29 protein-coding genes are annotated in these 25623 nt (G+C 69.9%); 21 read left to right on the top strand and 8 right to left on the bottom strand.

Annotation, left to right across the window (positions count from 1 at the left end):
• The first annotated feature begins 113 nt into the window (after positions 1-113).
• Genes hemB through AB0N89_RS29465 form a run of 4 tightly spaced genes read left to right on the top strand, consistent with a single transcriptional unit; the run spans position 114 to position 2454 of the window.
• Positions 114-1085 carry a porphobilinogen synthase gene (gene hemB, locus AB0N89_RS29480; protein ID WP_364210913.1) on the top strand — a complete coding sequence of 324 codons (972 nt, stop codon included), beginning with the start codon at positions 114-116 and terminating at the stop codon, positions 1083-1085.
• A gap of 10 nt (positions 1086-1095) precedes the next feature.
• Positions 1096-1647: a hypothetical protein gene (locus AB0N89_RS29475; RefSeq protein ID WP_364210910.1), complete on the top strand. Its 552-nt coding sequence runs from the start codon at positions 1096-1098 to the stop codon at positions 1645-1647.
• Complete coding sequence (locus AB0N89_RS29470; RefSeq protein WP_364210907.1) at positions 1644-2102, top strand: hypothetical protein; 459 nt, start codon at positions 1644-1646, stop codon at positions 2100-2102. The genes AB0N89_RS29475 and AB0N89_RS29470 overlap by 4 nt, the downstream gene beginning before the upstream one ends.
• Positions 2080-2454, top strand: coding sequence for a hypothetical protein (locus AB0N89_RS29465; protein ID WP_364210904.1), 375 nt, complete (start codon positions 2080-2082; stop codon positions 2452-2454). Before AB0N89_RS29470 ends, AB0N89_RS29465 begins: the two co-directional genes overlap by 23 nt.
• Here the strand turns inward: AB0N89_RS29465 and AB0N89_RS29460 are convergent.
• Positions 2451-2942, bottom strand: coding sequence for a TspO/MBR family protein (locus AB0N89_RS29460; protein WP_364210901.1), 492 nt, complete (start codon positions 2940-2942; stop codon positions 2451-2453). The two genes, AB0N89_RS29465 and AB0N89_RS29460, sit on opposite strands and share 4 nt — an antisense overlap.
• 121 nt (positions 2943-3063) lie before the next feature.
• On the opposite strand from AB0N89_RS29460, the gene hemL reads away from it, so the two are divergent.
• The 8 genes from hemL to AB0N89_RS29420 all read left to right on the top strand — a co-directional run bounded on the left by hemL (position 3064) and on the right by AB0N89_RS29420 (position 11207).
• Complete coding sequence (hemL, locus tag AB0N89_RS29455) at positions 3064-4368, top strand: glutamate-1-semialdehyde 2,1-aminomutase (protein ID WP_364210898.1); 1305 nt, start codon at positions 3064-3066, stop codon at positions 4366-4368.
• The gene (locus tag AB0N89_RS29450) at positions 4365-4997 is read left to right on the top strand and encodes a histidine phosphatase family protein (RefSeq protein ID WP_020633163.1); all 633 of its coding nucleotides are present in this window, start codon (positions 4365-4367) and stop codon (positions 4995-4997) included. Before hemL ends, AB0N89_RS29450 begins: the two co-directional genes overlap by 4 nt.
• On the top strand, positions 4994-5575 hold the full coding sequence (locus AB0N89_RS29445) for a TlpA disulfide reductase family protein (protein ID WP_364210895.1): 582 nt from the start codon (positions 4994-4996) through the stop codon (positions 5573-5575). Before AB0N89_RS29450 ends, AB0N89_RS29445 begins: the two co-directional genes overlap by 4 nt.
• Before the next feature lie 78 nt (positions 5576-5653).
• Positions 5654-6325: a rhomboid family intramembrane serine protease gene (locus tag AB0N89_RS29440; RefSeq protein WP_364210892.1), complete on the top strand. Its 672-nt coding sequence runs from the start codon at positions 5654-5656 to the stop codon at positions 6323-6325.
• A 96-nt stretch (positions 6326-6421) separates the two neighbouring features.
• The gene (locus AB0N89_RS29435) at positions 6422-7195 is read left to right on the top strand and encodes a cytochrome c biogenesis CcdA family protein (RefSeq protein ID WP_364210889.1); all 774 of its coding nucleotides are present in this window, start codon (positions 6422-6424) and stop codon (positions 7193-7195) included.
• On the top strand, positions 7192-8790 hold the full coding sequence (locus tag AB0N89_RS29430) for a cytochrome c biogenesis protein ResB (RefSeq protein WP_364210886.1): 1599 nt from the start codon (positions 7192-7194) through the stop codon (positions 8788-8790). Before AB0N89_RS29435 ends, AB0N89_RS29430 begins: the two co-directional genes overlap by 4 nt.
• A 5-nt stretch (positions 8791-8795) precedes the next feature.
• A complete protein-coding gene (gene ccsB / locus AB0N89_RS29425) occupies positions 8796-9770 on the top strand; it encodes a c-type cytochrome biogenesis protein CcsB (RefSeq protein ID WP_364210883.1) in 975 nt (324 codons plus the stop codon).
• 78 nt (positions 9771-9848) lie between these two features.
• Positions 9849-11207, top strand: a complete 1359-nt coding sequence (locus AB0N89_RS29420) for a MinD/ParA family protein (RefSeq protein ID WP_364210880.1) — start codon at positions 9849-9851, stop codon at positions 11205-11207.
• Between the two features lie 6 nt (positions 11208-11213).
• Here the strand turns inward: AB0N89_RS29420 and AB0N89_RS29415 are convergent, their stop codons facing one another.
• Entirely contained in the window at positions 11214-11396 is a 183-nt protein-coding gene (locus AB0N89_RS29415; RefSeq protein ID WP_184898759.1) for a hypothetical protein, read from the bottom strand.
• 149 nt (positions 11397-11545) lie between these two features.
• Complete coding sequence (locus AB0N89_RS29410; RefSeq protein WP_005151795.1) at positions 11546-11758, bottom strand: BldC family transcriptional regulator; 213 nt, start codon at positions 11756-11758, stop codon at positions 11546-11548.
• A gap of 248 nt (positions 11759-12006) precedes the next feature.
• Here AB0N89_RS29410 and AB0N89_RS29405 point away from each other — a divergent pair, with 248 nt between their 5' ends.
• From AB0N89_RS29405 to AB0N89_RS29395, 3 genes are read left to right on the top strand one after another with little or no spacing between them, the layout of a single operon-like run.
• Positions 12007-12480, top strand: a complete 474-nt coding sequence (locus AB0N89_RS29405) for an Lrp/AsnC family transcriptional regulator (RefSeq protein WP_364210877.1) — start codon at positions 12007-12009, stop codon at positions 12478-12480.
• Positions 12481-12491: 11 nt separating this feature from the next.
• Positions 12492-12770: a DUF4229 domain-containing protein gene (locus tag AB0N89_RS29400; RefSeq protein WP_364210874.1), complete on the top strand. Its 279-nt coding sequence runs from the start codon at positions 12492-12494 to the stop codon at positions 12768-12770.
• The gene (locus AB0N89_RS29395) at positions 12767-13849 is read left to right on the top strand and encodes a PLP-dependent cysteine synthase family protein (protein ID WP_364210871.1); all 1083 of its coding nucleotides are present in this window, start codon (positions 12767-12769) and stop codon (positions 13847-13849) included. Before AB0N89_RS29400 ends, AB0N89_RS29395 begins: the two co-directional genes overlap by 4 nt.
• A 408-nt stretch (positions 13850-14257) precedes the next feature.
• Here the strand turns inward: AB0N89_RS29395 and AB0N89_RS29390 are convergent, their stop codons facing one another.
• The 4 genes from AB0N89_RS29390 to AB0N89_RS29375 form a co-directional block, all read right to left on the bottom strand.
• Positions 14258-15127, bottom strand: coding sequence for a 1,4-dihydroxy-2-naphthoate polyprenyltransferase (locus tag AB0N89_RS29390; RefSeq protein ID WP_364210868.1), 870 nt, complete (start codon positions 15125-15127; stop codon positions 14258-14260).
• 93 nt (positions 15128-15220) lie between these two features.
• A complete protein-coding gene (locus AB0N89_RS29385) occupies positions 15221-15379 on the bottom strand; it encodes a hypothetical protein (RefSeq protein WP_167333169.1) in 159 nt (52 codons plus the stop codon).
• A gap of 62 nt (positions 15380-15441) precedes the next feature.
• Positions 15442-16566, bottom strand: coding sequence for an o-succinylbenzoate--CoA ligase (gene menE / locus AB0N89_RS29380; RefSeq protein WP_364210864.1), 1125 nt, complete (start codon positions 16564-16566; stop codon positions 15442-15444).
• A 59-nt stretch (positions 16567-16625) separates the two neighbouring features.
• Positions 16626-17549 (bottom strand): 1,4-dihydroxy-2-naphthoyl-CoA synthase, encoded by a 924-nt coding sequence (locus AB0N89_RS29375; RefSeq protein ID WP_364210861.1) that lies wholly within the window; start codon positions 17547-17549, stop codon positions 16626-16628.
• 57 nt (positions 17550-17606) lie between these two features.
• On the opposite strand from AB0N89_RS29375, the gene menD reads away from it, so the two are divergent.
• The 3 genes from menD to AB0N89_RS29360 all read left to right on the top strand — a co-directional run bounded on the left by menD (position 17607) and on the right by AB0N89_RS29360 (position 21387).
• Positions 17607-19292, top strand: coding sequence for a 2-succinyl-5-enolpyruvyl-6-hydroxy-3-cyclohexene-1-carboxylic-acid synthase (gene menD / locus AB0N89_RS29370; protein WP_364210858.1), 1686 nt, complete (start codon positions 17607-17609; stop codon positions 19290-19292).
• A gap of 108 nt (positions 19293-19400) precedes the next feature.
• A complete protein-coding gene (locus AB0N89_RS29365; protein WP_364210855.1) occupies positions 19401-20921 on the top strand; it encodes a M1 family metallopeptidase in 1521 nt (506 codons plus the stop codon).
• Positions 20922-20943: 22 nt separating this feature from the next.
• On the top strand, positions 20944-21387 hold the full coding sequence (locus tag AB0N89_RS29360; RefSeq protein ID WP_364210852.1) for a DUF3592 domain-containing protein: 444 nt from the start codon (positions 20944-20946) through the stop codon (positions 21385-21387).
• A gap of 158 nt (positions 21388-21545) precedes the next feature.
• On the opposite strand, the gene AB0N89_RS29355 is transcribed toward AB0N89_RS29360, so the two are convergent.
• The gene (locus tag AB0N89_RS29355; protein ID WP_364210849.1) at positions 21546-22376 is read right to left on the bottom strand and encodes an inositol monophosphatase; all 831 of its coding nucleotides are present in this window, start codon (positions 22374-22376) and stop codon (positions 21546-21548) included.
• Between the two features lie 111 nt (positions 22377-22487).
• On the opposite strand from AB0N89_RS29355, the gene AB0N89_RS29350 reads away from it, so the two are divergent.
• The 3 genes from AB0N89_RS29350 to AB0N89_RS29340 all read left to right on the top strand — a co-directional run bounded on the left by AB0N89_RS29350 (position 22488) and on the right by AB0N89_RS29340 (position 25560).
• Positions 22488-23606, top strand: coding sequence for a glycosyltransferase family 1 protein (locus tag AB0N89_RS29350; RefSeq protein WP_364210846.1), 1119 nt, complete (start codon positions 22488-22490; stop codon positions 23604-23606).
• The gene (locus AB0N89_RS29345; RefSeq protein ID WP_364210843.1) at positions 23607-24710 is read left to right on the top strand and encodes a glycosyltransferase family 1 protein; all 1104 of its coding nucleotides are present in this window, start codon (positions 23607-23609) and stop codon (positions 24708-24710) included.
• Positions 24711-24789: 79 nt separating this feature from the next.
• Positions 24790-25560: an AfsR/SARP family transcriptional regulator gene (locus tag AB0N89_RS29340; protein WP_364210840.1), complete on the top strand. Its 771-nt coding sequence runs from the start codon at positions 24790-24792 to the stop codon at positions 25558-25560.
• Positions 25561-25623: the final 63 nt, after the last annotated feature.

The following is a 25623-nucleotide window of genomic DNA, read 5'->3' as shown; positions in this document are numbered from 1 at the left end:
CGAGTCCGTTAAGGCCTCCTTGAGGGACCCAGAGTCCCTCAAGGAGGCCTTCACGGACAGTCGTTCCGCGCCTGCGGACCGGTTCTCAAGCGAGCCGGAGTACCGTCGTAGGGGTGTTTCCTGAGCATCGTCCCCGCAGGCTCCGTACCACCCCGGCCATGCGCAGGCTGGTCGGTGAGACGTCGCTGCGCCCGCGCCAGCTGATCCTCCCGATGTTCGTGGCCGAGGGCATCGACACGCCCCGCCCGATCTCCAGCATGCCCGGGGTCGTCCAGCACACCCGCGACACGCTGCGCAAAGCCGCCGTCGACGCGGCCAACGCCGGTGTCGGCGGCCTGATGCTGTTCGGCATCCCGGAGACGCGGGACGCGGAAGGCACCGGCGCGGTCGACCCGGACGGCATCCTCAACGTCGCCCTGCGCGACCTGCGGTCCGAGCTCGGCGACGCGACGGTCCTGATGGCCGACACGTGCCTCGACGAGTTCACCGACCACGGCCACTGCGGCGTCCTCGACGCCGACGGCGGGGTCGACAACGACGCGACTCTGCGCCTGTACGCGGAAATGGGTCTCGCGCAGGCGGAAGCGGGCGCGCACCTGCTCGGGCCCAGCGGCATGATGGACGGCCAGGTCGGCGTCATCCGCGCCGCGCTCGACCGCGCCGGGCGCACGGACACCGGGATCCTCGCGTACTCGGCGAAGTTCGCCAGCGCTTTCTACGGCCCCTTCCGCGAGGCCGTCGACTCGCAGCTGAAGGGCGACCGGAAGACGTACCAGCAGGATCCGGGCAACGTGCGCGAGGCGCTGCGCGAGATCGAGCTGGACATCGCCGAGGGCGCCGACATGATCATGGTCAAGCCCGCACTGTCCTATTTGGACGTCATCCGGGCGGCCGCCGAGGCGTCGCCGGTTCCCGTGGCGGCGTACAACATCTCGGGCGAGTACGCGATGGTCGAAGCCGCCGCGGCGAACGGCTGGCTCGAGCGCGAACGCACGATCCTCGAGGTCCTGACCTCGATCCGCCGCGCGGGCGCGGACATGATCCTGACCTACTGGGCCGCCGAAGCCGCAGCTTGGCTGGACTAGGCTGCCTCGCGTGACCGACAGCAAAGCGGGCGAAACGGACGACGAGCGCCGCAAGCGGGGGAGGGCGCCCGACCCGATCCTGCCCGGCATGGTGCCGCCGAAGATCGTGGTGCCCAAGCCCGTCGCCATCTCCTTCTGGCTGTGGATCGTCGCCGGGCTCGTCCTGGTGGCGGGGCAGATCGCCCTGCTCGTGCTGAAGGACGAACTGACCGAGGGGATCCTCAAGCAGATCAAGGAGAACCCGGTCCCCGGCCAGCCCGCCGACCCGGCGCTGGTCGCGTCCGGCGTGAACACCCTGCTGTGGATGCTGTTCGGCGGCGCGGTCACCTTCGCCGTCCTGTTCGCGTTGTTCGCGTACAAGGCCCGCGAGGGCACGCGTTCGGCCAGGACGGTCCTCACCGTGGGCGCGGTCTTCCTGGTGCTGGTGGAGCTGCTGATCCTCCGCGGCTCGCTCAACGTCTTCCTGCTGGTCTCCACCCTGCTGGTGGCGATCGCGCTGATCCTGATGTACCTGCCGAGCGTCTCCGGCTTCTTCCCGAAGGTCGGGCGCAAGCTGCCATGACGCCCGAGCCGTCAGCTCTCTTCGGCGAACCCGGCGTCGGCTGGACGGCGTTGCTGTGGGCACCGCTGTTCGCCCTCGCCGGGCTGCTCGCCGAGCTGGCGACCGGCGGGCCGGTCCACTGGCTCGCCTGGATCCTGGTCGCGGTGGGACTGGTGGCGATCACCGTGCCGTGGGTCTACGCCCGGCGCCGGTATCTCTCGCTCGAAGTCACCCCCGACGGCTACCGGCAGGGCCGGGAGACCCTGGAAGCCGCCCGGATCACCGAGGTCCTCGAAGACGAGGGGACGCCGGTCGGCGCGAGGGTTCTCGGCGGCGGCTGGACGATCCCCAAGAAGCACGGCGCGGTCGGGTTGAAGCTCGACGACGGGGTGTACGTCCGCGCGTGGGCCAAAGATCCGGACGCGCTGCGCGAGGCTCTCGAGGATTTGGTGCGTGCTCGCACCACAGAGTCATGAGAAGCTGCTCACCGTGATCGACCTTCCCCAGCCGACCGGTGCCGATCTGTGGCCATCGGAGAACGACCGGCCCGCGGCCCGGTTGCACAAACCCCTGCGCGCTCTGGTGGGGGCCGCCGAGCTGATCCTCGCCGCGCTCGCGGTGTGGGGCGCCTTCGCGTGCTGGAAGGCCGGTGTCGTCCCGGTCGTGATCACCTACAACGAGACGACGACGCTGGAATCGCAGCGCTACTTCGGCGGTCCGCTCGCCGGGGCCATCGGGCTGGGTGTGCTGGCTTCGATCCTGGTGGTGGACGCGATCCGTCAGTTCCTGCTCGCCGTCCGGGCCAAGGGCCGCAAACCCCAGGACTAATTGAGCCAGACGACGGCGGCGTTGACCGCGGTCGAGAACAGCAGCCACAGCAGGTACGGCACCAGCAGCCAGGCCGCGAGCTTCGACCGGCGGCCGAACTCCATCATCGTGATGGGCACCACGAAGTCCAGGACGACGACGTCGGCCAGCGCCAGGGCGTGCGCGCTGCCGGCGAAGAACAACGGCGTCCACAAGAGAGTCAGCAGCAGGCAGAGGCCGTAGAAGGCGAAGCCGCGCGTCTCGCCGTCGGTCCGCCAGTAGCACCAGCCCGCGACGGCGACGACCAGGAGCAGGGCCGACCACACCGGACCGTAGAGCCAGCCCGGCGGCGCCCACGACGGGCGGAGCAGCAGGTTCTGCGCTTCCGAGCGGGTGGCCACCGCGAGCGCGGCCACCGCCCCCACGATCGCCGACAGGGCGACGAATCCGGCCAGGGCCTGCCAGCGCAGGCGACGGTGATGAGTCGGCGGAGACGGCACCGTGGACACGTGGATTCCTCCGCGAGGTTTCGACAGGAGTGCTTCCCACCCTAGTGGGCCTGGTCACGCCGTGCTCGCATCCGAAAGGACTCGGCGGCGGGTGTCATCCGGGATTTGCGAGACTGGAGAAGTGACTACCGGAGTCGATCAGTCCAAGGCATGGTTCGAACGAGCGAAGGCCGCGGTCCCGGGCGGGGTGAATTCCCCGGTGCGGGCCTTCAACTCCGTGGGCGGCACCCCGCGGTTCATGGTGCGCGGCGAGGGTCCGTATCTCTGGGACGCCGACGGCAATCGCTATGTCGATCTGGTCTCCTCATGGGGGCCGATGATCCTCGGGCACGCGCATCCGGACGTCGTCGCCGCGGCGCGCGAAGCGGCCGTCGACGGGCTGTCGTTCGGCACCCCGACCCGTGGCGAGGTCGAACTCGCCGAGGAGATCATCGGGCGCGTGGAGCCGGTGGAGCAGGTCCGCCTGGTCAACTCCGGCACCGAGGCGACGATGAGCGCGATCCGGCTGGCCAGGGGTTTCACCGGCCGGGCGAAGATCATCAAGTTCGCGGGCTGCTACCACGGTCACGTCGACGCGTTGCTCGCCGAAGCGGGCTCCGGCGTCGCGACCCTCGGTCTCCCGACGTCGCCCGGCGTCACCGGCGCGCAGGCGGCCGACACGATCGTCCTGCCGTACAACGACCTCGACGCGGTCCGTAAGTCCTTTGTGGACAATCCGGAGTCGATCGCCGCGATCATCACCGAAGCGGCCGCGGGCAACATGGGCGCCGTCGCCCCCGCCGAAGGCTTCAACGCCGGGCTCAAGGAGATCGCGCACGAACACGGCGCGCTCCTGATCATGGACGAGGTGATGACCGGGTTCCGCGTCTCGAAGGCGGGCTGGTTCGGCCTCGAAGGCGTCGCGGGCGACCTCTACACCTTCGGCAAGGTGATGTCCGGCGGGCTGCCGGCCGCGGCCTTCGGCGGTCGCGCCGACGTGATGGCGAAGCTGGCCCCGGGCGGGCCGGTGTACCAGGCGGGGACGCTTTCGGGGAACCCCGTCGCCGTCGCCGCCGGTCTCGCGACGCTGCGCGCGGCCGACGACGCCGTGTACGCGGCCCTCGACGCCAACGCGAAGCGGCTCGGTGACCTGTTCGACCGCTCGCTGACCGAGGCGGGCGTCGCGCACACCGTGCAGTACGCGGGCAACCTGGTCAGCGTGTTCTTCAGCGAGAACCCGGTGACGAACTACCCGGGCGCGCAGGCTTCGGAGACCTGGCGGTTCCCGGCGTTCTTCCACGCGCTGCTGGACAACGGCGTGTACGGGCCGCCGAGCGCGTACGAGGCCTGGTTCGTCAACGCGGCCATGGGCGACGCCGAGTTCGAGATCATCTCCTCCGCGCTGCGCGTGGCGGCTCGCGCGGCGGCCGAGGCGGTCCAGGCGTGAGCGAGACGACGATCGTGCACCTGCTCCGCCACGGTGAAGTGCACAACCCGGACAAGATCCTGTACGGCCGCCTGCCCGGCTTCAAGCTCTCCGACCGCGGCCAGCGCCAGGCGCTGACCGTCGCCGAGGCCGTCGCGACGCACGACATCACGCACGTCGTCGCTTCGCCGCTTCAGCGCGCTCAGGAGACCGCGGCGCCGATAGCGGCCGCGCACCGCCTCGACGTCGAGACCGACGAACGGCTCATCGAGGCGGACAACCAGTTCGAGGGCGAGCGGGTCGCCGTCGGCGATGGCGCCCTCCGCCAGCCGAAGCACTGGCCGAAGCTGGTCAACCCGTTCCGGCCGTCGTGGGGCGAGCCGTACGTCGAGATCGCGCACCGCATGCTCGGCGCGATCCACCGGGCGCGGCGGGCGGCCGAGGGCCACGAGGCGCTGTGCGTCTCGCATCAGCTGCCGATCTGGACCGTGCGGCGGTTCCTGGAGGCGAAGCGGCTCTGGCACGACCCGCGCAACCGGCAGTGCTCGCTCGCGTCGCTGACCAGCCTGGTCTTCGAGGGCGAGGAACTCGTGCGGATCGTCTACAGCGAGCCCGCCGGCACGACCGACCCGAAGGTGACCGGGGCATGAAACGCGCTCTGGCGGCCATGGCGGTGCTGCTGCTCGCCGTCACGGGCTGCACCACCGGCAAGGACGCCGTCGTCACCGGCGGCACGTTCAACTTCGTGTCGCCGGGCGGGAAGGTCGACATCGCCTACGACGTCGCGGACCGTCAGCCGTCGCCGACCCTGTCCGGGGACGACCTGATGAACGAGGGCAAGCAGCTCTCGATCGCCGACTTCCCCGGCAAGGTCATCGTGCTGAACCTGTGGGGCCAGTGGTGCGGGCCGTGCCGCGTCGAGGCGCCGGAGATGCAGAAGGTCTACGACCAGACCAAGGCGTCCGGCGTGCAGGTGGTCGGCATCGACCTGCGCGACAACGACCGGGCGCCGGCGCAGGACTTCATGCGCGACCGGAAGCTGACGTACCCGTCGATCTACGACCCGTCGGGGCGGACGCTGCTGCAGCTCTCGGGCTACCCGCGCAACATCATCCCGTCGACGATCGTGCTGGACAAACAGCACCGCGTCGCGGCGGTGTTCCTGCGGGACCTGCTGGCCTCGGACCTGCTGCCGGTCGTGCGGCGCCTGGTCGCCGAACCCGCCTGAAACGCGATGGTCTGTCGGTCCGAGTGGTTATCCTCTCGCCACGGCCGCCCGGAAGCGGCTCTGAACTGGGGAGAAGGAATGACGACCGCTTCGGACGCGCCCAGATCCGGTCAGCGTGACGCCGAGGCCATGATCGCGGAGGCCAAGAAGGCCCTCTGGGTCATGGTCGGCGTGCTCGTGGTGCTCTGGCTGATCCAGATCTACAACGCGGTGGACGGCTACAGCCTCGTGTTCGAGTACGGGACGCGGGCGCGAGAGGTCAGCTCGCTGCCGACCGTCCTCACCGCGCCGCTCCTGCACGCCAGCTGGGGACACATCGAGTTCAACTCGGGACCGCTGTTCATCTTCGGGTTCCTCGCGGCGTATCGCGGGGTGAAGAAGTTCCTCAGCGTCACCGTGCTGATCGCGGTGCTGAGCGGGCTCGGCGCCTGGACGCTGCACGACTCCGGCACGGTCGGCGTCGGCGCGAGCGGCCTGGTCATGGGGTACTTCGGGTACGTCCTGGTGCGCGGGATCTTCGACCGGCACAAGATCGACATCGTCATCGGCCTGGTGATGGCGCTGTGCTTCGCCTACCAGTTCGCCAGTCTGTTCCCGCAGGACGCGGGGATCAGCTGGCAGGCGCATCTCTTCGGGTTCCTCGGGGGCCTGATCGGCGGCTGGGTGTTCCGGGACCGCCGTCCCAAGCCCGAGGTGACCGCTCCCGCGTTCCCCACGATCCCGCTGACGCCGCCCGACTCGCCGAAGTGAACAAGACGGGACCAACGTCCTGACCGGGTGCGACGTAGGTCCCGTTGAAGACGCCCCGGCGTTTTCACTCCGACCACACTGCCTACGCTCAGCCGGGTGAACTCCGTTACCGAGCTGGCTTTGACAGGGCCACTGCTGCTCGCAGCGGGTGTCGCGCTGTTGGCCGGGACGATCTCCTTCGCGTCGCCGTGCGTCGTGCCGCTGGTGCCCGGGTACCTGGCGTACCTGGCGGCGCTGGTCGGCGCGGACGCCCCCGCGGTCAGCGCCGACGAAGAGCGCAAGAAGGGCCGCTTCGCCGTCGTCGGCGCGGCGGCGCTGTTCGTGCTCGGGTTCACCGTCGTCTTCGTGGTGACGCTGGGGACGCTGGTCTGGATCGCCGACGTCGTCGCGCTCAACGTGGACCTGCTCCAGCGCCTCGGCGGCGTGCTGACGATCGCGATGGCGCTGGTCTTCATCGGCTGGATCCCGGGACTCCAGCGCGAGTTCCGCTCCCACCACGTGCCGCGCGGCGGACTGTGGGGCGCGCCGGTGCTCGGCGCGGTGTTCGGCCTCGGCTGGACGCCGTGCATCGGGCCGACGCTGTCCGCGGTCATCTCCATGGCCAGCGCCACCGGCGGGGCGGCGGCGCGCGGGTACGTGCTGATCCTCGTCTACTGCCTCGGCCTCGGCCTCCCGTTCCTGCTCATCGCGTTCGGCACCCGCTGGGCCGTCCGCGCCACCGACTGGCTGCGCCGCCACGGCCGTCAGGTGCAGGTCTTCGGCGGCGTCCTGCTGCTGATCGTCGGCCTCCTGCTGGTGACCGGCCTGTGGGGCGACATGACCGGCTGGATCCGGAACACCCTCGTGAACGACATCAGGCTGCCCTTGTGACCACCACTGAAGCCCCACCGAAGAAGGAATACCGCCAGACACCGCTCAAGCGTGTCCTCGGCTTCCTGCGCAACACCTGGCGCGGGCTGACGTCGATGCGCACCGCGCTGGTGCTGCTGTTCCTGCTCGCGCTCGCCGCGATGCCCGGCGCGCTGCTGCCGCAGCGGAACCTCAACGCCGCCAAGACCGACGAGTACATCGCCGCGCACGGCTGGTGGGGCGAACTGCTGGACCGCACGCAGTTCTTCGAGGTCTACGGCAGCGTCTGGTTCTCGGCGATCTACATCCTGCTGATGGTCTCGCTCATCGGCTGCCTCGCGCCGCGCAGCTTCGAATACGCGAAGGCGATGCGCGCGAAGCCGGTGCTCACGCCTCGCAAGCTCTCGCGGATGCCGCATCACCTGTCCACCACGACCGACCGGACCCCCGAGACGGTCATGAAGGACACGCACGAGCTCCTCAAGGGCTGGCGCCGCGTCGAGCGCGAAGAAGCCGACGGCACGCGAAGCATCTCCGCCGAACGTGGCTACCTCCGCGAGACCGGCAACCTCGTCTTCCACTTCGGGATGCTCGGCCTGATCATCTTCTTCGCCCTCGGCAAGCTCTTCGGCTACGAAGGCCAGGTCATCGTCCAGGCCGACAGCAGCCCGTGGTGCAACTCCGGCATCCTCGGCTACGACACCTTCAACGCCGGGCTGCGCGTCGACGGCACCGACCTGAACGCCTTCTGCATCAGGCTCAAGGACTTCGAAGCGCGCTACACCGCGTCCGGGCAGGCGAACTACTACCACTCCAACATGGAGTACCAGTCCGGCGAAGACCTGAAGACCGGCGCCTGGAAGCCGTACGGGCTTGAAGTCAATTCGCCGCTGCGCACCGCGGGCGACCGCGTCTACCTGCTGAACTTCGGCTACTCGCCGAAGTTCACGGTGACCTTCCCCGACGGCACCGTGCGCACCAACATCACGCCGTGGCGTCCCGCCGACGAGCCGACGAAGCTCTCCGAAGGCGCCACGAAGATCGACCAGCCGGGCATCACCGACCCGATCGAACGCCGCACCCGTCAGCTCGCGATCACCGGACTCCTCGCCCCGACCGCGTTCCTGCACGGCAACGTGCTGACGTCGTCGCGGCCCGAGGCGAACAAGCCGGCGGTGGCCGTCGACATCTACCGCGGCGACCTCGGCCTCGACGCCGGCCGCGGGCAGTCGATCTTCCAGATCGACCAGTCGCTCGTCGAGGACGGCAGGCTCAAGAAGCTCACCCGGCAGAACCTGGACCAGGGGCAGGAGACCGTGCTGGACGACGGCACGAAGGTCCGCTTCGACGGCGTCCAGGAGTGGGTCGCCATCCAGGTCTCGCACGATCCGGTGCAGGGCTGGGTGCTGGTCTGCGCGATCGGGATGCTGATCGGGCTGGCGGGATCGTTGCTGGTCAAACGGCGCCGGGTGTGGGTCCGGGTGACCCCGGCCCGCGAAGGTGAGACGGGTACCGTGATCGAGGTCGCCGGGCTGGCGCGCACCGATCAGGCGGGCTACGGAGAAGAGTTCCAGCGGATCAGCGGCAAGCTGGTCCAGGGGCGGAGAGGCAACTAGAGGTCATGCCGATCAACGAGACGCTGTCCCAGTACAGCGACTACTCCTACACCACCGCGACGGCGATCTACGTCCTCGCGCTGATGTTCACCCTGGTCGAGCAGGGATTCGGCGCGAAGGGCCGCCTGGCGGCGGAGCGCAGCAAACAGCGCGTGCGGGAACTCGTCGGCGCGGGCGGGCCCTCGGTTACGGACCCCGCGACGCCCGTCGAGCCGCCGCGCGAGATCGGCCGCCCCGAGCGCATCGGCCGCATGGGCGCCGCGCTGCTGGTGCTCGCCGCGCTGCTGCACCTGGCCGCGATCGTGCTGCGCGGGTTCGCCGTGCACCGCGCGCCCTGGGGCAACATGTACGAGTACGGCATGGCCACGACCTTCATCGCGGTCCTGACCTGGATCGTCATCCTGCGGAAGTTCCCGGTCCGCCACCTCACCGGCTTCCTGCTCACGCCCGTCGTGATCCTGATGTTCATCAACGGGACGATGCTGTACACGACGGCCGCGCCGGTGCAGCCCGCGCTCCAGTCGTACTGGCTGATCATCCACGTCTCCGCGGCGATCATCGGTTCGGGCGTTTTCCTGGTCCCCGGTGTCGCGAGCGTCCTGTACCTCTTCCGCGCCGCCTACGACGAGAACCCGGCCAAGTTCGCCAAGTTCGGCCCGAAGCTGCCGACCGCCGACGTGCTCGACCGCATCGCCTACCGCACGACCATCTTCGCGTTCCCGGTCTTCACCTTCGGCGTGCTGTGCGGCGCCGTCTGGGCCGAGGCGGCGTGGGGCCGGTTCTGGGGCTGGGACCCGAAGGAGACCGTCGCGTTCGTCGCGTGGGTCATCTACGCGGCGTACCTGCACTCCCGCGCGACCGCGGGCTGGCGGGGCAAGCGGGCGGCGATCATCAACGTCGTCGGATTCTCCGCGACGGTCTTCAACCTGTTCTTCGTGAACCTGGTTACTTCGGGTCTGCACTCCTACGCCGGGGGCTGACCGTCGCCGCTGCACGCGAGCCGACTACCGTCGATACTGAGGTATGGGGGTAGACGTGCGCGGAGGAGGAATTCAGCGGTGACCGGACCCAGTGAAGAATCGGCTCCTGGCCACCCCGAACCCGCCGAGAGCGGCCAGCCCTCGGAGTTGTTCTCCGAGGACCGGACCGACTCGGCGCCGCATCCGCCCGCGAGCGCGTTCGAGGCCGAGCCGACCCAGGTCGTCCAGCCTCAGCAACCCCAGTACCAGGACCCGCAGCAGTATCAGCAGCAGGCCCAGTACACGCAGCAGCCCGCTCAGCAGCCGCCGCTGCCGCAGCCGTCGCAAGGGCAGTACCAGCAGCCCTACGACCAGAACCTGCCGCCGTTGCAGCCGCAGCAGGCGCCTCAGCAGCCTGCCGCCCAGTACCCGCCGCAGCAGCAGTACGCGCCGCAGCCGCAGCAGCCCGTCCAGCAGCAGGGCGTCCCGGGGCTCCCGCAGCCGCAGGGCAGGCACGCGCTGCCGGACGAACTCGCCACCGCGAGCCTGGTCAAGCCGCAGAAGCGCAAGCCGCAGTCGGGTTGGCGCAAGGCGCTTTACGTGGGCACGGGCAAGCTCGTCAACCCGGGGGAGAGCCCGGCCGACACCCGCAAGCGCGAGCTGATCGCGCAGATCAACCAGCCGCTGCGCGGGTGCTACAAGATCGCGATGCTGAGCCTCAAGGGCGGTGTCGGCAAGACCACCACGACGACCACGCTGGGCTCGACGTTCGCGTCGCTGCGCGGTGACCGGGTCGTCGCCGTCGACGCGAACCCGGACCGCGGGACGCTGTCGCAGAAGATCCCGATCGAGACCACCGCGACCGTCCGGCACCTGCTGCGCGACGCGGACAAGATCACCAGGTACAGCGACGTCCGTTCGTACACGTCGCAGGGCGGGAGCAGGCTGGAGATCCTCGCCAGCGAGCAGGATCCGGCGGTTTCGGAGGCGTTCTCCGAGGACGACTACCGGCGCACGGTCAACCTGCTGGAGCACTTCTACAACATCGTGCTCACCGACTGCGGGACCGGTTTGATGCACTCGGCGATGAAGGGCGTCCTGGACGTCGCGGACGCGCTGGTGGTGGTCTCGTCAGGCTCGGTGGACGGGGCGCGCAGTGCGTCGGCCACGCTCGACTGGCTGGAGGCGCACGGCTACGGCGACCTGGTCAAAAGGTCCGTCGCGGTGATCAACTCGGTGCGGCCGAAGGGCGGCTCCGTCGACCTCGACAAGCTCTCGGCGCACTTCGGCGCACGGGTCCGCTCGGTCTGCCGCATCCCGTTCGACCCGCACCTGGAAGAAGGCGCCGAGATCGAGCTGGACCGGCTCGGCGCCGACACCCGGCTGGCCTTGCTGGAACTGGCCGCCACCGTCGCCGACGGCTTCGGTGGGCAGCAGTACCAGCCGATCCAGCCCTAAGGGCTCTTATTCTTTGTCCTCGTCTTTACCCTTGCGCTGTTGCTCGCCGAGCTTGCGCAGGAAGTCGGGGTCGTCGTCCGGGGCCAGCGTCGGCCGCGCCGAGGGCACGCCGACGCGCTCGATCCCGAAAGCGCGCCACAAGACCACGGCGACGGTGAGCGCTCCGATGGCCGCGAGCAGATAGATCATGCCCGGTCCCTTTCCGCGTGGAGGACGTTGCTCAGTCCCACGAGGCTAGCCTCTTTGCCGAGCGCGGGGGGACCCATGGATACCCCAATGTGACGAAGGGCCATTGCGAACCCTTCGTCACTGGAGTCCCTTTTGGGAGAAATGCCTGTTCAGACCTTGCGAGCGGGCTCGCTGGCGTCGGTGGTGAGCTCGGCGAGGAGCTCGTTCACCTCGGCCTCGCGGAAACGGCGGTGCCCGCCGGGAGTGCGGATCGAGCCGATCCGGCCCGCGGTCGCCCACCTGGTCACGGTCTTGGGGTCGACCCGGAACAGGGCCGCCACTTCGCCGGGGGTGAGCAACCTTCCGCCCATGGTCGCGGTCATTTTCCGCCTCCTTCACGGCTTCACTGCTAAACCGGAGGCGGGCACAGTGCCCGTCGTGCCGGGTAGCCAACACGGCAATCGTTGCATCTCACCCGTCAGGTACTCGAACGGTTGTCCAACAGTAAAGAGCCCTTAAAGGTCAAAACCGACAACCGCGACATCGGGTCCGGGGCGCCGAGGACTTGTCACAGGTGTACGAAAACGCGCCCTGATCTCCCGAATCGGGCCGTGGCCCCTAAGGTGTAGCGGTGGACCAGGTGGATCGGAAGATCATCGCGGCATTACGGGAGAACGGCCGGGCTACCTACGCCGACCTCGGCCGGTCGGTCGGGCTCTCGGCGTCGTCAGTGCACGAGCGGGTCGGTAAACTCGAGGCCGCCGGCGTGATCACCGGCTACCACGCCATGGTCGATCCCAGCACGGTCGGACTCGGGGTGACGGCGCTCGTCGGCATCCACCCCACCGACACCGCGACCGACGAGGACGTGGCGGACGCGCTCGCCGCGCTGGACGAGGTCGAAAGCTGTTACGCCGTCGCGGGTGACGAGGCCTTCGTGGTCAAGGTGCGCGTGGCGACCGTCGACGATCTGGAGCGGTCGCTCAACCGGCTGCGGCGGATCCCCGGCGTCGGCCGGACGAACACCACCGTCGTGCTCTCCACCCGCTTCGAAGGGCGGCCCAACAACGCGGGCCTGGAGGACGGGCCGAACGGCAACGCGTAGCCTGCGTTGATGTGAGCGACAATCACCTGCCCCGAGACCTGACGTTGTACTTGCTGGCCAGGTTCGCCCTGGTCGGGGTCATCGGCGGCGGGTTGGTGCTGGCCAACGTCCCGCTGCTGGTGGCGCTGCTGATCGGGCTGCTCGTCGGGCTGCCGCTGGGCATGCTGCTGTTCCGCTCGCTGAACGCGCGCGTGACCGCCGGGCTCGCCCGCCGCAACGAAAAACGCGCTCGCGCCCGTGCCGAACTGCGCTCCCAGCTGCGTGGCGACCGAGTGGACGGGGCGGCGTGAGCCGGCTGCACAGCCGCAGCTGGGTCCGCGAAGCCGTCCGCATCATCGAGGCCGACGCGAACCGCAGCGCCGATACGCACCTCCACGTCTTCCCGCTGCCCGCCGACTGGGGCATCGACCTGTACCTGAAGGACGAGTCCGTCCACCCGACCGGCTCGCTCAAGCACCGGCTAGCGCGTTCGCTGTTCCTGTACGGCTTGGTGAACGGCCAGATCGGGCAGGACACCGTGCTGGTGGAGGCGTCCAGCGGCTCTACGGCGGTCTCGGAGGCGTACTTCGCGCGGATGCTCGGCCTGCGGTTCATCACCGTGGTGCCACGCAGCACCTCGCCGGAGAAGATCGCGCTCATCGAGTTCTACGGCGGCGAATGCCACTACGTCGACCGCGCGCCGGACATGTACCCGGAGGCCGAACGGCTCGCTTCGGAGTGCAACGGCCATTACCTCGACCAGTTCACCTACGCCGAGCGCGCGACGGACTGGCGCGGGAACAACAACATCGCCGAATCGGTGTACGCGCAGATGCAGTCCGAGCGGCATCCCGTGCCGACGTGGATCGTGGTCGGCGCCGGGACCGGCGGCACGAGCGCGACCTTCGGCCGCTACGTGCGCTACAAGCGGCACACCACGAAGATCGCCGTCGTCGACCCGGAGAACTCGTCGTTCTACGGAGCCTGGGAGACCGGCGCGCTCGACTACGCGACAGGCATGCCGTCGCGGATCGAGGGGATCGGGCGCCCGCGCGTCGAGCCGTCGTTCGTGCCCGGCGTGATCGACGAGATGCTGCAGGTGCCGGACGCCGCTTCGCTGGCGGCCATCCGGATCCTGCGCGAGCGGACCGGGCACTGGGCGGGCGGCTCGACCGGGACGAACCTCTTCGGCGCGTTCACGCTGATCTCGCGGATGGTCTCGGAAGGTCAGGCGGGCAGCGTCGTCACGCTGCTGTGCGACGGCGGCGAGCGGTACGCGAACACGTACTACGACGACGCGTGGCTGGCGCAGAAGAACATCGACATCGCGCCCTACCTGGAGAAGTACCGGGAGTTCCTGGTGAGCGGGAAGCTCGCTCCGGAGGCCTGACGGGCCGCTGCCTGGCGGGGCTGCTGCCTGGCGGGCTCGGGCGTGCTGCGGGGAGGTTGCGAAAGCCACTTTCGCAACCTTCAACGTTGCGAAAGTGGCTTTCGCAACATCCCGGCTGGGCGGCCTACCTCAAGTTCGCCGGATCACCAAAGAAGCAAGGGACCTTTGCTATCGCCGGGGCCGCATGTGGTGACCGTCCAGCTTCCGAGCCACAACAGGTAGTGCCCCAAAGCGGCAAACTCAAGGTATGAACGGCCCGTTCATCGCCCGAACGCAGTCCGGGCCGATTCGGGCCAGAAAGCGCGTGACCGGACCTTTCGCGCACCACTGTGTGGATTTATGGACATCTGACGTCCCTAAATCCACACAGTCGCGCCACAGAGGTCCGGTGACGGACTGGGGGAGAAGCTAGAGCGCGAGGGCGACGGCGGTCAGGACGGCCCACCCCAGCATGGCGAACCCGGTGTCCCGCAGCGCCGGGATCAGCGCCCGTCCCTGCGAGCCGCCGCCGACGGCCTTGACCGACTTCAGCAGGAGGGGCGCGGTCAGCAGACCCAGCAGCGCCCACGGCGTCACGAAGGCGAGCAGGACGCTCACGACGTACGGCACCGCGACCAGCACCAGGTAGAGCCGCCGCGTGCCCTTGTCGCCGAGCCGGGTGGCGAGCGTGCGTTTGCCGGACTCGATGTCGGTCGGGATGTCGCGGAGGTTGTTGGCGGTCAGCACGCCGGTCGAGAACGAGCCGACGGCGACCGCGCAGCCGAGCGCGGTCCAGCTGAGCTGTCCGGCTTGGACGTACACGGTGCCCAGCACACCGGCCAGCCCGAAGAAGACGAAGACCGCGATCTCGCCGAAACCGTAGTAGCCGTATGGCTTCTTGCCGCCGGTGTAGAACCAGGCGCCGAGGATGCAGACCGCGCCCATCGCCAGCAGCCACCACAGGCCGCTGATCGCGACGAGCACGAGCCCGAGGACTCCGGCGAGCCCGAGCGACGCCAGCGCGGCCGTCAGGACCGCCTTCGGCTTCGCGACCCCGGAGCCGACCAGCCGCAGCGGGCCGACGCGGTTCTCGTCGGTGCCGCGGATGCCGTCGGAGTAGTCGTTGGCGTAGTTGACGCCGACGATCAGGGCCAGTGAGACCAGCAGCGCGAGGAGCGACCGTGACCAGGAGAAGCCGTCGAGCGCGAGCGCGGCGCCGACTCCGGCGACCACCGGCGCCACCGCGTTGGGCAGCGTCCGCGGGCGCGCCCCTTCGATCCATTCCCCAGCAGTCGCCATACCGCCATTCTGGCCCTGGCGACTACCGGCCGGTATGCGGGGCTCGTCACCCGTTCGCGGTGCCGAGCCACCGCGAACGGGGGACGGAGCGCGCTACTTCAGATCGTTGATCGTGTCTTCCAGGGTCCAGGTGAGCGTGCCGCTGTTCGGAACGGCGGTTTCCGGTTCGTCCGCCAGCGCGGGTCCGGCCAAAGCGACCAGGCCCATCGTGACGGCGGTGCAGGCCAATACTGTGCGTGTCCAGCGCGTCATACCTAGACGTAAACCCGCGGGTAATGATCGTGTCAACAACGTCCCGGTAATCGGTGGGGAATTCACGACCTTCGTAGGAGATTCCTGACGGCCGTCCTGTCGACCTTCCCGGGGCCCCGCAAAGGGAGCTCTTCGGCGAACTCGACCCGCTTCGGCGCGGCCGCCGAACCGGCCTCTTCGCGGCACGCGGCACGCAGGGAATCGACGTCGCAACCAGCGCCGACGACGAGCGCGACGACCGCTTCGCCCCACTCCGGGTCAGGTACTCCCACCACGCACGCGTCCCGGATCCCGGGCTGCGCGGTCAGGATCCGTTCGACCGCCGAGGCGGCCACTTTCACCCCGCCGGTGTTGATCATGTCGTCGACGCGCCCGAGGATCTCCAACCGCCCGTCGGCCGTCCAGCGACCGCGGTCGGAAGTGCGGAAGCGGCCGCCCTCGAAGGCCTCCGCGGTCAGGTCGGGTCGCAGTCGGTAGCCGTGCGAGAGCACGTCACCCGTGATATAGACCCGCTCGTCTTCGAGTTCGAGGTGTACTCCGTCCAGCGGTACGCCTTCGTAGACGCAGCCGCTGGCGGTCTCGCTCATGCCGTACGCGGGGACGATCTTCACGCCCGCTTCGGCCGCTCGCTCGCGGAGCCCGGCGGTGGTCGCCGCGGCCCCGATGATGATCGCGTCGAAGGCGCGGGCCGCCGCGAGTCCCGCTCCGCCCGCGTCGAGCAGCCGTCCGAGCTGAGTCGGCACGAGAGCGGTGTAGCGCGGCCCGTCCTGGGCCAAGAGCGGCGCCGCGGCTTCGGCGAAGTCGTCGGGGCGGAAACCGGAGCCGTGCAGCACGGCCGGCGTCGTCCCGGCCAGCAGCGAGCGGACCAGGACCTGCAGCCCGCCGATGTACTGCGCGGGGGTCGCGAGCAGCCAGTGCCCCGGTCCGCCGAGCCGCGCGTGGGTGGCGTGCGCGGACGCAGCGAGCGCGGCGGCCGAGAGCAGGACGCCCTTGGGCTCGCCGGTCGACCCCGAGGTGGCGATGATCACCGCCGTCCCGTGCTCGGCCGGGCGTGTCGGCTCCATCGCGTCCCGCATCGCCTCCGACGCGAAGGGGAGGACGGCCGGACCGCCGTCGAGCGCCCCGGCCAAGGCCGAGGTCAGCCCGGTGATCGACGCCGGACTCCCGTCCACCTCCACCGCACGCATCCCGCCACCCTACGTCCGGCCCCAGATCGCGTTTAGCGGGCTAAACGCGATCTGCCTGGTCAGTAGTAGTAGGGGAAGGCCGACCAGTCGGGGGCGCGCTTCTCCAGGAAGGAGTCGCGGCCTTCGACGGCTTCGTCCTGCATGTACGCCAGCCGCGTGGTCTCGCCGGCGAAGAGCTGCTGGCCGACCAGGCCGTCGTCGGTGAGGTTGAAGGCGTACTTCAGCATCCGCTGCGCCGTCGGCGACTTGCCGTTGATCGCCCACGCCCAGTCCAGCGCCTCGGCCTCGAGTTCCGCGTGCGGGACGGCGGAGTTGACCGCGCCCATCGCCTGCATCTGCTCGGCCGTGTACTCGCGTCCGAGGAAGAAGATCTCCCGCGCGAACTTCTGCCCGACCTGCTTGGCCAGATACGCCGAGCCGTAGCCTCCGTCGAAGGAGCCGACGTCGGCGTCGGTCTGCTTGAACCGCGCGTGTTCGGCCGAGGCGAGCGTGAGGTCGCACACCACGTGCAGCGAGTGCCCGCCGCCCGCCGCCCAGCCGGGGACCACGGCGATGACCACCTTCGGCATGAACCGGATCAGCCGTTGGACCTCGAGAATGTGCAGCCGTCCGGCCCTGGCCGGATCGATCGTGTCGGAGGTCTCCCCATCCGCGTACTGATACCCGGAGCGTCCGCGAATACGCTGGTCACCACCGGAACAAAACGCCCAGCCGCCGTCCTTCGGCGACGGGCCGTTGCCGGTGAGCAGGACGCAGCCGACGTCCGAGCTCATCCGCGCGTGGTCGAGCGCGCGGTACAGCTCGTCGACGGTGTGCGGACGGAAGGCGTTGCGGACCTCGGGACGGTCGAACGCGACACGCACGACACGCTTGCCCGAACGGCTCTCAGCGGAGCGGTGATAGGTGATGTCGGTGAAGTCGAAACCTTCGATCTCGGTCCACAAGGCGGGGTCGAACAGCTCGGAAACCTGGGCGTCATCCACGTTTGGGAGAATAGGACGTGTGGCCGTGAGTCGTAGAGTGAAACCCGAGGTCTGCCGGTGAATCCTTCCACCGCGCAGGCCAGGGTCATCGTCGACGAACTCGTTCGCAACACCGTCTCGCACGTCGTCCTCTGCCCGGGCTCACGCAACGCCCCGCTGTCGATCGCGCTCTACGACGCGGCGGCCGCCGGACGGCTCCAGCTGCACGTCCGGATCGACGAACGCGGCGCCGCCTTCCTCGCCCTCGGCATCGCCGCGCGCACCGGCCGTCCCGTCGCCGTGCTGTGCACCTCGGGCACCGCGGCCGCGAACTTCCACCCCGCCGTCCTGGAGGCCGACCGCGCGGGTGTCCCGCTGATCGTCCTGACCGCCGACCGGCCACCCGAGATGCGGGCCGCCGGCGCGAGCCAGGTGATCGACCAGCACCAGCTCTACGGCAACGCCGTCCGCTACTTCGACGAACTCGCCGTCGCCGAACGCCGCGCCGGGCAGAACTCGTACTGGCGCGGCCAGATCTGCCGCGCCTGGAACGCCGCGTACGGCGAATGGCGCTGCGGGCCGGTGCACCTGAACATCCCGTTCCGGGAGCCGCTCGTCCCCGACATCAACGACGGTGACAAGGCAGGCGAGTGGTTCGAGTCACTCGAAGGGCGTCCCGACGGCGCTCGCTGGACCGAGCTGCCCGACTTCGGCGCGCTTCCCTCGTTCGTGGTGCCTTCGGCGCGGCACGGCCTGGTCATCGCGTGTGACACCGGCGTGCAGGCCGCCAGCGAATGGGCCGAGCTGCACGGCTGGCCGGTCGTCTCCGAGACCGGCGGTATCGGGATGGCGGGCGCGACGGCGATCTCGTCCGGCGCGTGGCTGCTCGGCGTCGAGGAGTTCATTTCGCGGCACAAGCCCGAACAGGTCCTGTGCATCGGCCGTCCGACGGTGTTCCGGCAGGTCCAGCGGGTGCTGTCCGATCCCGGCGTCGAGGTGCTGCTGGTCCGGCCCGATTCGGACTGGCCCGCGCCCGCGCACAACGTCCGCCAGGTCGGCCAGTGGTTCGACGAGCCGACCAAACCCGCCGATCCCGAGTGGCTCGCCAGCTGGCAGCGCGCGGACAAGGCGGCGTCGTCGGCGGTGACCGAAGCGCTGGCCTCCGAGCCGTGGCCGAGCGGGCTGCGCCTGGCCACCGAGCTGGTCGACGCGGTCCCGGAGGGGTCGCTGCTGGTCGTCGGCTCGTCCAATCCGACCCGTGACGTCGCGCTCGCCGGACGGCTGCGGCCCGACGTCCTCGTGCACCGCAACCGCGGCGTCGCCGGGATCGACGGCATGGTGTCGACCGCGATCGGCGCCGCGACCGTCCACAGGGGACATTCGTACGCCCTGCTCGGCGACCTGACGTTCCTGCACGACGCGAGCGGACTGCTGACCGGCCCCGCCGAACAGCGCCCCGACCTGACGATCGTGGTGCTCAACGACGACGGCGGCGGCATCTTCTCCCTGCTGGAGCAGGGCGCGCCCGAGCACGAAGCCAGCTTCGAACGCGTTTTCGGCACGCCGCACGGCGCCGACCTGGGCGCCCTGTGCGCCGGGTACCGCGTGCCGCACGTCGTCGCGGAGACGCTCACCGAGTTCCGCGCGGCGCTGAAGCCCGCGCCGGGGCTGCGGGTGGTGGAGGTCCGGGTGGACCGAACGCGCCACCGCGAGCTGCACGCGCGACTCCGTACGGCGGTTTCCTCCGCGGTGGGCGCTGTCTAGCCGATTCACGTCTCAGTCCAGAGGGTAGGAACCCCTCCTTCGGACGTGTCTCCGTGATGATCATCTGGATAGTTTCGAGCGCGCTGACCAATCCTGGGAGGATTCGCAATGCGCTTGAAGACTCGCGCCGGCTTCGCCGGATTGACCGCGGGCGTCGTCTCGGTGCTGCTCGCGGGCACCGCGGCAGCCGTGCCCGCACCCGGCTCGATCGGCATCGGTGACCCGTACTACCCACACGCCGGGAACGGCGGTTACGACGTCGGGCACTACGACCTCCGGCTGACCTACCAACCCTCGACCGACCTGCTGTCCGGGGCGACGACGATCCTGCTGACCGCGACACAGGACCTCTCGCGGTTCAACCTCGACTTCGGACTGAAGGTGTCGAGTGTCCGCGTCGACAACCGGCCCGCGCAGTTCGCGACGTCGACGGACGGCACCGGTGAGCTGAGCGTCACCCCGGCCACTCCGCTGAAGAAGGGCCAGACGGCGACCGTCGTCGTGGCCTACGCGGACACGCCGTCGAAGGTGAAGATCGACGGCTTCACCGCCTGGAAGAAGACCCCGGACGGCGCGCTGGCCGTCGACGAGCCGCAGAGCTCGGCCTGGTGGTTCCCGTCCAACGACCACCCGACCGATCTGGCCACCTACGACATCTCGGTCGAGGTCCCGAACGACGTCGCGGCGCTGTCGAACGGCACGCTCGTGCGCAAGACGGTGCAGCGGCCGGGCTGGACGCGCTGGAACTGGCGCAGCACCAAACCGCAGGCGACGTATCTGACGTCGCTGGAGGTCGGCAAGTTCGAGGTGAACGAGCAGACCACGCCGGACGGCAAACCGTTCATCACCGCCTACGGCGCCGACCTCGGCGAATCGCTCGGCGCGGCCAAGGCCAGCATCGAACGGACGCCGGAGATCACCGAGTTCCTCGCGTCGAAGTTCGGGCCCTACCCGTTCGAGGCACAGGGCGGTGTGGCCACCACCGGCATCACCTTCGCGCTGGAGAACCAGACGCGGCCGGTGTACGGCGCCCGGGCGTTCCGGTCCGGCTCCAACACCTCGGTCGTCGCGCACGAGCTGGCGCACCAGTGGTTCGGCGACAGCGTCACGCTCGGCAAGTGGAGCGACATCTGGCTGAACGAGGGCTTCGCCTCCTACGCCCAGTTCCTGTGGTCGGAGGAGACCGGCGAAGGCACCGCCGACGAACTCGCCCAGTACAGCTACGACGCGCATCCGGCCGACGACCCCTTCTGGCAGGTCCTGCCCGCCGACCCGGGCGCGGACAAGCAGTTCGACGCGGCCGTCTACGACCGCGGCGCGCTCGCGGTGCACGCGTTGCGCAAGGCTGTGGGCGACGACACGTTCTTCCGGATCCTGCGGACCTGGCAGCAGGTGAAGAAGAGCAAGTCGGCGGTGATCCCGGAGTTCATCGCGCTGGCGGAGAAGATCTCGGGCAAGCCGCTGTACGACCTGTTCCAGACCTGGCTGTACACCAAGGGCAAGCCCGCGGTGGGTCCGAACGGGACGCCCGCGGCCGCTCTCCGGGCCGCTGTGGCCCCGGTCGCACCCAAGTCCTACCCGCGGATCAAGGCGACCCAGGAATTCCTCGCCGAGCGACACGCCCACTGACGGGTAGCGCTACGCTCGCGGCGTGACGGCCAAAGCGGAGCGGGTGAGGCGCATCGGGTGGTACGCAGCCCTCGTTGTCGCCTCACTCGTCACCGTGCTCTGCGTCTCGCTGCTGTTCGCCGCCCTCCGCAACGACAGCGCGATCGAAGCCCAGCTCGGCCAGGCGACCGCGCAGGTCGAGTCGGTGGCGTTCGACCGGACGATCATCAACTACGCCACCCCCGACGGCATCATGCACAGCCCGTCCAACGGCGTGCTCTACCCGGCCGGGCTGGCCGCCGGGCAGCTGGTGAACATCGAGTACGACGCCGGCGACCCGGAGCTCGCGCGGGTCGCCGGACGCTCGGCGTCGAACACGCTGCTGCCGCTGGGCAGCACGATCTTCTTCACCTGGCTGATCGCCGGTCCGCTGCTGTGGTGGATCCGGCGGCAGAACGTCAAGTCCCGCGCCGTGTCCCGCGTCTGATCACGTGAGTTCCGCCCCCAATCACGCGAGTCCCGTCTTCAATCACGTGAGTTCGCCGTCTGATCACGCGGGCTGGCCGTGCGGAACCGGCGAACTCGCGTGATCAGGCGGACAACTCGCGTGATCAGAGGCGGGACTCGCGTGCTTGAAGGCGGGACTCAGCCGACCGACTCCCGCCACCAGCCCAGCACCTCGTCGGCCACCCCCGGCGCCGCGACCAGCAGCGCGTCGGAAGGCAGGGCCGCGCCCTCCCCGTGCCGGTCCAGCACCACGGCCCCCGCCTCGATGGCCAGCGCGACCGAGCCGGCGACGTCCCATTCGCGGTAGCTGTGCAGCACCGCCGCGGCCGCGTGGCCCAGCGCGACCTGCGCGATCGCCAGCGCGGCCGAGCCGAGCACCCGGACCCCGGCGTGCGCGGCGGCGGCCCGTTCGATGAACTGGCCCATGCCCGGCCAGACGCCCTTGCGGGTGAGTTCCGTGCAGACGATCGCCCCGGCGGTCCCGCAACGATCGGTGAGGGTGATGGGCTTGCCGTTCGCCCGGGCGCCGCGGCCGCGCGCGGCGGCGTAGATCTGGGCGCGGTACGGATCCGCGACCACGCCCACCACCGGCCCCGACGCGTCGATCAGGGCGAGGCTGTACGCGCACCAGGGGACACCGGCGACGTAGTTCGCCGTGCCGTCGACGGGGTCGACCACCCAGCGGTATTCGGCGACGTCGGCGCCGTGGTCGGCGCCGAACTCACCGCCGACGACGGGGATGCCGGGGAACTCGGCGGTCAGCACGCGGCGGGTGTGGCGTTCGAGGATCCGGTCCGTGTCGGTGACCCAATCGAAGGGTGAGTCCTTCGGATCGGGCTGGGCACCACGGCCCGCGGTGGCGGTGATCACGTCGGTCGCGTCGTTGGCCAGCCGCCCGGCCACTTCGAGGGCCCTCGACAACAGCCCGGGCTCGACGGGCTGAGGCGGCCTTGACGACAGGAGGGTCATGCCTGCCTAGTGTGGCCGAAACTGGTTTACGGAACACGACCTTGAGATGACATGTCGTCTGTTCCGTTTTTGTTGGCGTGGGCGTCACAACCGGATGCGAAAGTGATCGTCGTGCGAGTCGCGATAGTCACCGAAAGTTTCCTGCCCCAGGTGAACGGCGTGACCAACTCCGTGCTCCGCGTCGTGGAACACCTCCGCGACCGCGCGCACGACGTGCTGATCATCGCCCCGGGGCCGGGTCCCGGGGAGTACCTCGGCGCCCCGGTCGTGCGCATCCCCGCCCTCGATTTCCCCGGCGTGAACTCCCTCCCGGTCGGCGTGCCGACCCGGACGGTGCTCACCGCGCTGGCCGATTTCGGACCGGACGTGGTGCATCTGGCGTCCCCGTTCGTGGTCGGCGCCCGCGGGCTCGCCGCCGCGAGACGGCTGCGGGTGCCGTGTGTCGCGGTGTACCAGACGGACATCGCCGGTTTCGCCGCCGCGTACGGCTTCGGCCTCGCCGCCCGCGCGGCCTGGCGCTGGGTGCGCCGCCTGCACTCCCGCGCCGACCGCACGCTCGCCCCGTCGTCGGATTCGATGGAACAGCTGAAACTGCACGGGATCCCGCGGGTGCACCGCTGGGCGCGGGGTGTCGACATCGACCGGTTCTCGCCCGCCCACGCCGATCCCGCGTTGCGTGCCGAGCTGGCGCCGAACGGCGAGCTGCTGGTCGGGTTCGTCGGCAGGCTCGCGCCCGAGAAGGAGGTCGAGCGGCTGACCGCGCTCGCCGGGGTCGACGGGATCCGCGTGGTCGTCGTCGGCGACGGGCCGGAGCTCCCGATGCTGCGCGAGCGGATCCCCGGAGCCGCGTTCCTCGGCGCTCGATACGGCGAAGAGCTTTCCGCCGCGTACGCCAGCCTCGACGTCTTCGTCCACACAGGACCGCACGAGACGTTCTGCCAGGCCATCCAGGAGGCGATGGCGTCCGGGCTCCCGGTCCTAGCGCCGGCCGCGGGCGGCCCGAAGGACCTGGTCCTGCCCGGCCGCACCGGCTACCTGCTGCCCGCCGACCGGGCCGGTTTCTCGACGGCGCTGGTGGACAAGGTGAACGACCTGCGCGACGACGCGCTGCGCGCCAGGCTGGGGGAGAAGGCGCGCAAGGTGGTGCTGGGCCGGACCTGGCCCGCGGTCTGCCGGGAACTCGTCGGCCACTACGAAGCCGTTCAGGGCAAAGTCGCTCGCGCGGCCTAGATGCACATCGTCCAGCTCGCCAACTTCTACGGGCCACGCTCGGGCGGGCTGCGGACGGCGCTGCACCATCTCGGCGCCGGCTACGTGGCCAGCGGACATCAGGTGACCCTCGTGGTGCCGGGGCAGCGCTACGCGGACGAGACGCTGCCCTCGGGCGTCCGCCGGTTTTCCCTGCCGGCACCGCAGATCCCGGGCACCGGCGGCTATCGCGCGGTCGATCCGCACCGGGTCCGCGCGGTGCTGAAACGCCTCGAACCGGACAGACTGGAAGTGTCCGACAGGCTCACGCTGCGCGGCATGGGCGTCTGGGCGCGGCGCAACGGCGTGCCCAGCATGGTGATCTCGCACGAGCGACTGGACAGGCTGCTGGAGCAGTTCCTGATGCCGGAACCCGTCGCGCGGCGCGTCGCGGACGTCGCGAACCGGCGGATGGCGCGGGGCTACGACACGGTGGTCTGCACGACGGCGTTCGCCCGCGCGGAGTTCGACCGGATCGCCGCGCCGAACGTGCGGCGGGTCCCGCTCGGCGTCGACCTCAAGACGTTCGCCCCGGCCCGCCGCGACGACGGCTGGCGGCACACGCTGTCCGGGAACGCGGACGCGCTGCTCGTCCACTGTGGACGCCTGTCCCCGGAGAAGCACGTCGAACGCAGTGTGGACACCGTCGCCGCGTTGGCCGACGCAGGGCACCGCGTACGGCTCGTGATCGCGGGCGACGGGCCTCGGCGGCGCGCGCTGGAACGACGGGCACGCGGGCTCCCGGTGACCTTCCTCGGCTTCCTCTCCGGACGCGGCGACGTCGCGCGCCTGCTGGCCAGTGCCGACGTCTCGCTCGCGCCCGGTCCACATGAGACGTTCGGGCTGGCCGCGCTGGAAGCGCTCGCTTCGGGGACGCCGGTGGTGGTCTCGGCTTCGTCGGCGCTGCGGGAGATCGTGCGGCCCGGCTGCGGCGAGGCTGTCGACGATCAGGCCCCGGCGTTCGCGGGCGCCGTCACCGGACTGCTGGAGAGTCCCGAGGAAGCCCGGCGCGCGGCGGCGCGGGCGCGGGCGGAGGAATTCGCCTGGCCACGATCGGTCGAAGGAATGCTCTCCGCGCTCATCTGATCACGCCAAGATCATTTGTATCTTCTTTGTACAACCGGCATTCATCGTCCCCTCACGCCATCGAGCGAGAGGACGGCACGTGAGGTTCGAAGTACTGGGCACGTTCAACATCTCTTCGGGTTCGCGGTCGGTCCCGCTGCACGGCCGGATGAGAAGAACGCTCCTCGGCGTGCTGCTGGTCCGGGCGAACACCTTCGTGCCGGTCAACGTGCTCACCGAGGCCCTGTGGGACAGCCGGTGGGAGCCCCGGGCGGTGCCGAAGCTGCACTGGCACGTCCACAAGCTGCGGCAGGCCCTGCCCGAAGGCGACCGGCTCGGGTTCGACAACGGCGGCTACCGGCTGGAGGTCCACCCCGGCGAACTCGACGTCGAGACCTTCGAGACGCTCGCGAGCCAGGCGCTGAAGTCCGCGGATCCCGCGCAGCGCACGTCGCTGATCCGGCAAGCCCTCACGCACTGGCACGGCGCGCCCTACGAGGGCTTGGACGTCCCGATGCTTTCGGACGAGACGATGCGCCTCTCGGAGCACCGCCTTGTCCTGCTCGAAGAGCTCTACCAGGCGGAACTGGACCTCGGACGGCACGCGAGCGCGGCCGTCGAGCTGGCGGATCTGGTGCGGCGGCATCCGTTGCGGCAGCGTGCCCAGTACCTCCTGATGGACGCTCTTTGGCGAGCCGGGCGCACCTCCGACGCGCTGGCGGCGTATCGGCGTGCGCGCCGGTTCTCGGTCGATCAGCTCGGCCTCGAACCGGGGCCGGAACTGCGGTTGCTGGAGCGGAGGATCCTCGCCGGCGAGGTCGCGGGGGCCGGTGCGCACCGTGCCCCGGCGTTGCTTCACCGGACCAGGTGACCCTACGGGGCGTCGCTTTGCTCCCGCTTGGCCGAAGTGTCTCAGCGGGGGCGAGTTAGGGTT

The organism is Amycolatopsis sp. NPDC089917, assembly GCF_040684635.1.
Classification (GTDB): Bacteria; Actinomycetota; Actinomycetes; order Mycobacteriales; family Pseudonocardiaceae; genus Amycolatopsis.
This window is presented reverse-complemented; position numbering and strand designations above follow the sequence as displayed.

What these genes read in the sequence shown, in the direction of transcription:
- AB0N89_RS29440 (WP_364210892.1), top strand. Translation starts at nt 5,654, where the DNA reads ATGACGACCGCTTCGGACGCGCCCAGATCCGGTCAGCGTGACGCCGAG.
- menE (WP_364210864.1), bottom strand. Translation starts at nt 16,566, where the DNA reads ATGCGTGCGGTGGAGGTGGACGGGAGTCCGGCGTCGATCACCGGGCTG.
- ccsB (WP_364210883.1), top strand. Translation starts at nt 8,796, where the DNA reads ATGCCGATCAACGAGACGCTGTCCCAGTACAGCGACTACTCCTACACC.
- AB0N89_RS29470 (WP_364210907.1), top strand. Translation starts at nt 1,644, where the DNA reads ATGACGCCCGAGCCGTCAGCTCTCTTCGGCGAACCCGGCGTCGGCTGG.
- AB0N89_RS29365 (WP_364210855.1), top strand. Translation starts at nt 19,401, where the DNA reads ATGCGCTTGAAGACTCGCGCCGGCTTCGCCGGATTGACCGCGGGCGTC.
- AB0N89_RS29385 (WP_167333169.1), bottom strand. Translation starts at nt 15,379, where the DNA reads ATGACGCGCTGGACACGCACAGTATTGGCCTGCACCGCCGTCACGATG.
- AB0N89_RS29445 (WP_364210895.1), top strand. Translation starts at nt 4,994, where the DNA reads ATGAAACGCGCTCTGGCGGCCATGGCGGTGCTGCTGCTCGCCGTCACG.
- AB0N89_RS29410 (WP_005151795.1), bottom strand. Translation starts at nt 11,758, where the DNA reads ATGACCGCGACCATGGGCGGAAGGTTGCTCACCCCCGGCGAAGTGGCG.
- AB0N89_RS29415 (WP_184898759.1), bottom strand. Translation starts at nt 11,396, where the DNA reads ATGATCTATCTGCTCGCGGCCATCGGAGCGCTCACCGTCGCCGTGGTC.
- AB0N89_RS29390 (WP_364210868.1), bottom strand. Translation starts at nt 15,127, where the DNA reads ATGGCGACTGCTGGGGAATGGATCGAAGGGGCGCGCCCGCGGACGCTG.
- AB0N89_RS29355 (WP_364210849.1), bottom strand. Translation starts at nt 22,376, where the DNA reads ATGACCCTCCTGTCGTCAAGGCCGCCTCAGCCCGTCGAGCCCGGGCTG.
- AB0N89_RS29345 (WP_364210843.1), top strand. Translation starts at nt 23,607, where the DNA reads ATGCACATCGTCCAGCTCGCCAACTTCTACGGGCCACGCTCGGGCGGG.